The sequence below is a fragment of the Streptococcus sp. 23.2 genome (assembly GCF_016648665.1).
GTDB classification, from domain to species: Bacteria; Bacillota; Bacilli; order Lactobacillales; family Streptococcaceae; genus Streptococcus; species Streptococcus salivarius_E.
Map to the genome: position 1 here is coordinate 1 of NZ_JACLQJ010000032.1, position 4,614 is coordinate 4,614.

The 4,614-nt window shown below is 39.4% G+C and carries 2 protein-coding genes and 1 pseudogene; 1 reads left to right on the plus strand and 2 read right to left on the minus strand.

Annotated elements, in window-relative coordinates:
• Positions 1–3,302, minus strand: a 3,302-nt coding sequence (locus H7T98_RS10065; protein WP_201061841.1) for an Ig-like domain-containing protein, incomplete at its 3' end; no start/stop codon positions are given.
• Positions 3,303–3,875: 573 nt separating this feature from the next.
• Between H7T98_RS10065 and H7T98_RS10070 the strand changes: the two are divergent.
• A pseudogene (locus H7T98_RS10070) lies at positions 3,876–4,407 on the plus strand (transposase); the annotation flags it as partial.
• Positions 4,408–4,452: 45 nt separating this feature from the next.
• On the opposite strand, the gene H7T98_RS10305 reads toward H7T98_RS10070, so the two are convergent.
• A complete protein-coding gene (locus H7T98_RS10305) occupies positions 4,453–4,611 on the minus strand; it encodes an LPXTG cell wall anchor domain-containing protein (protein WP_398578504.1) in 159 nt (52 codons plus the stop codon).
• Positions 4,612–4,614 lie beyond the last annotated feature (3 nt).

Below are 4,614 nucleotides of genomic sequence, written 5' to 3' on the forward strand. Positions count from 1 at the left end.
GTTGGCGTAATGGTTGCTTTACCATTTGCGCCTGCTGTCGCTTCACCAATCTTGTTGCCGTCTTTATCGTAAAGAGCAACAGTTGAGCCTGGTTCTGCAGTTACTTCTACTGATGGCTTAGTACCTGCTTTACCTGTGAGGTCTGTATTCACTACTGGTTTCGCTGGCGCTGTGGTGTCGGTTGCTACTTTTGGATCACTTGCGTCTGAGGTGTTTCCTGATGGGTCAGTCGCTTTAGCTGTTACATTACCTTCTGGAATAGCAACGGTTGGTGTGATGGTTACTTTACCATTGCTAGCAGCCGTTCCTTCACCAATCTTGTTACCATCTTTATCGTAAAGAGCAACAGTTGAACCTGGTTCTGCAGTTACTTCTACTGATGGCTTAGTTCCGGCTTTACCTGTAAGGTCTGTATTCACTACTGGTTTCGCTGGAGCTGTTGTATCTGTTGCTACTTTTGGATCACTTGCGTCTGAGGTGTTACCCGCTGCATCTGTCGCTTTGGCTGTTACATTTCCTGCTGGAATATCAACAGTTGGGGTAATGGTTACTTTACCATTGCTAGCAGCCGTTCCTTCACCAATCTTGTTGCCATCTTTATCGTAAAGGGCAACGGTTGAGCCTGGTTCTGCGCTCACTTCTACTGATGGCTTAGTGCCTGCTTTACCTGTTAGGTCTGTATTCACTACTGGTTTCGCTGGCGCTGTTGTATCTGTCGCTACTTTAGGATCACTTGCAACTGATGTGTTACCCGCTGCATCTGTTGCTTTAGCTGTTACATTTCCTGCTGGAATATCAACTGTTGGTGTAATGGTTGCTTTACCATTTTCTCCCGCTGTTGCTTCACCGATCTTGTTGTTATCTTTATCGTAAAGGGCAACAGTTGAGCCTTTTTCTGCAGTCACCTCAACCGGAGTCTTAGTTCCAGCCTTTCCTGTAAGATCTGTATTCACTACTGGTTTATCTGGAGCTGTGGTGTCTTTTGCAGGTGTAACTAAGTATGCCGCAGCAATTTTATCTACTGATTTATCAGGATAAGTAATAGTAACATTACCCTTTTCATCCGCAACGTATGTTGTTCCTTGTGGAAGCGCAGTATTCGCGTCTCCAACCGTTTTTTCAATAGCTGCCTTCTCAGTTGCACTTATATTATTAGGATCAGCAACTTCTACTTTTGCTCCTCCAGGAGTTGGCTCATACTTCTTAGCTGTCTCAAGAACGGTAATTGTAAGATTTCTCGTTACTACTTTACCATTTTTATTTCTAACAGCATAGGTAGCAGTGGAACTACCTGCAGGCTGCGTCATATCAACATTACCACGATAGTATGCCTTACGCTGTCTATAAGTATTTGAGCCAGCTGTATCCAGGAAACCACCATTAGAATCATTCGTATATGCTAGTCCTTTTGCCAAATAAGGATTATTAGGAATCCAAAATTTTTCAACTGACGGTGATCCTGCTGCTTGAATTGTTACATTGACAGGATCACCTGGGTAAACTGTAAGATGTGACTCGGTAACCAAAAGTTGAGTGTAGTTATCACCACTAACTCCTCCACCTACATAGGTCAACTGTGTTTTTGTAACTGTAATCGGTGCACTCTTAGCTGACTCACTTCCACCTGCTGGTGTTGAGGTAGCTGTAATTTCTCCTTCTGGAAGGCTGTTTGTAGGGTGAACAGTGGCTACACCTTGGTCGTTTGCTACTGCTTCACCGATCACAACGCCATCATTATTATAAAGTTTTACAGTTGAGCCTGCTGTTGCATTTACAGTCACATCAGCTGGTGTACTTGCTTTACCATTAAGATTTGAAGTAATTTCTGGAACCTGACTTGCTGGTGCAACTGGTTTTGGTGTTTCACCCTGAACTTCAAAAGTAACTGTCACTTCTTGTGGGGCCTGATTATAATGAGCTGGGTAAGTAACCACTACGGTTTTTGTATAAGTACCTGCTTGTGTAGCAGTTGGAGCTTGGCCGTCTTTCCATGCAAATGTTGTTGCACCACGATAGTTATTTGGGAATTCTGGTGTTCCAGCTTTATTGGTTACATAATTAGCCGGAGTAGCATCAAAACTTCCACCAACTTTTGCAGTATACTTTTCTTTGACTGCTACTGCTTGGAATTTTGAACTTTCATTATCAATGAAGTTATCCGCATAACCAGTCATAATATTCGTTCTTCCGCCAATAACTCCTGTTCCTTGCATACCTGCAACATAGTCAAGTGGCTTAGATTTATCTACGATCGGTGTATCAAATGTAATCGTCCACATAACATTACGAATGGCATTATTATCCGCTGTCATCGTATACAAAGCTTGTGAACGTTCTGCTGTTTGAGCCGCTACCGCTGCTTCATTTCCTTGAATTGCTGGATTTTTTATATCTTTGTAAAGTTGGGTCAAACGTTGAGTCATTTCAGAGCCTGTATAGGTATCCATTCTACCATTTTGACCCATCAAGTATGATCCATCATTATCCTTCCAGTAATTACGCGTATTGACTACTTTTCCATTTTTGTCAGTTTGAACAACTTGCCAGTTCGTTGGTGCGCCAACAGAATCTTTAGGGATAGTAAAGTAAACATAACCACTAGCGGCATTCGCTTTTCGACCAGGATTATCAAGAACAGTCCAATGAAGAACGTTATTAGCCTTGTCTACTTCGTAGCTAATCTGTACGTAATCTTGAGCATTTTCTTTGTTAGAATAATCAAGGTTTTGTGCACCATCTGACGCACGTGTTGCAGTTGATGCTGAACGTGTTGCTCCTTGTGCGATACTTCGACGACTACGTACACGAGGCGCATTTGCAGTTTCTGACGCACTAATATTATTTGTGATAGCGCTCTCTGAGCTTGCTGTAGTTGATGGTGTTGTAGAAGCTGTGACTGAACGAGATGCCTCAGATGCAGTTGCTGGTTTTGCGGTTGATACATTTGCTGAGCCTGTAACTTCTGAAGCAACTACTGGACTTGTTGATGTCGCTACTGAATTTGCCGGCGCTGAACTTGTATGCTCAACTGATGTCGCTGCGACTGTTTCAGTGACAGCTGGTGTTACCGTAGTAGTTGAGACACTTTCTGATGCTGTGCTTGGCGAAGTTGCGGCCGGAACTCCTTCACCTTGACTTGCACTTACAGCTGTAGCTGCAACTGTTGCTCCATCAGATGTCGTTTCATCCGCTTGAGCTGTGTGACCAATCATGATCAAAGTACCAAGCAAGACCGAGCAGACTCCAATATTCAATTTACGAATCGAGAAACGACTCTTCTTACTAAAGATATCTTTACCCATATTTCCTCCTAGACAAGTAATCATTAGATTTTGATTACTCTTATCTCTTCTAAAAATAATATAAAATGAATTTCCCTAACGAAAAATATATCATAAAATTAAAATTGAATCAATATTTTACTATCATAAAATTAGTTTTCTCTCTTTTTTTAAAATAACTTAAGCATTATTCTTTTCAAAGTATTTATTTTCTAACACCTTCTTTTTATACAGAACCTATACAACTTTACATATATAATTCAAAGCATAAATCAATAATTGTATTTAAAGTATTTATAACATCTTACAATATCAATATATATTACTTTGTAAAAGTCTTACAATTTTCGAATCATAGAATGATTCTTACCTTTTACACTTTCAACATTTATAGATACACTCATAATTTAACTAAGATCAAGTGTAAATATACATTTTTTTAGATTTATTAATGTAATTAGATTGAAAATATGTCAGTATTTTTAATGGTTTATCTTTCCATAGAACTTTGTTTTTGACTGAATAATTAAAAAATTGCTCTATGATGTCTGTAATAGATAAAACTACTATAGAGATTATAAAGCAGGTATTTTTAAGACTAGAATTGTGATTATGAATCATTTTATCAAAAAATCACGACCCTATCGAGCCTTAAAAAATCATTGACGACTCTTCCAAAAGGACAGCCGTAAGTTATCTCTCACCCCTTTTTACTCAAAGACCTTCCGTCAAACTTTATAACCACATAAAGTCATTGAAAAGACACTGAATTTCTCAGAGGAACTCAGCGACTACTATAATCTTTACCAACTCTTACTATTTCACTTTCAGGAGAAGAGAGTAGATAGGTTCTTTGAGCTGATAGAGAAAACTTGAAGCAAGGTCAATCATTAATTTCAAACATACTTAAGGACTTTTCTTAAACACAAACAATACAAAAAATGTTTTAGAAGCGCAGTATTCGATTACAAAAATAGAAGATGCCAATATACTTAACAAGCATATCAAAGGTTTGAGATTTGGTTTAAAAAATTTTATTAACCTTAGAAAGCCTGTATTCATCACTTTGAACATAACACAAAAAAGACCCACCCCTTTCGGGATAAGTCTCTTTTTCGAAAACTGAAATAGTCTAACTAACTATGTTGAGGGATTTAACCTATTAACTATTTTAGTCTTCTTTTTTGCGTTTTCCTGCTAAACCAAGTCCAGCTGCCGCAAGGATTCCTCCGAGAGCCATAGCTGCCATAGACGCATCATCACCTGTTTCAGGGAGTGCTGGTCCTTTAGGAGCTTCTGGTGTAGTTGGTGGTGTCACTGGTGGAACCACTGG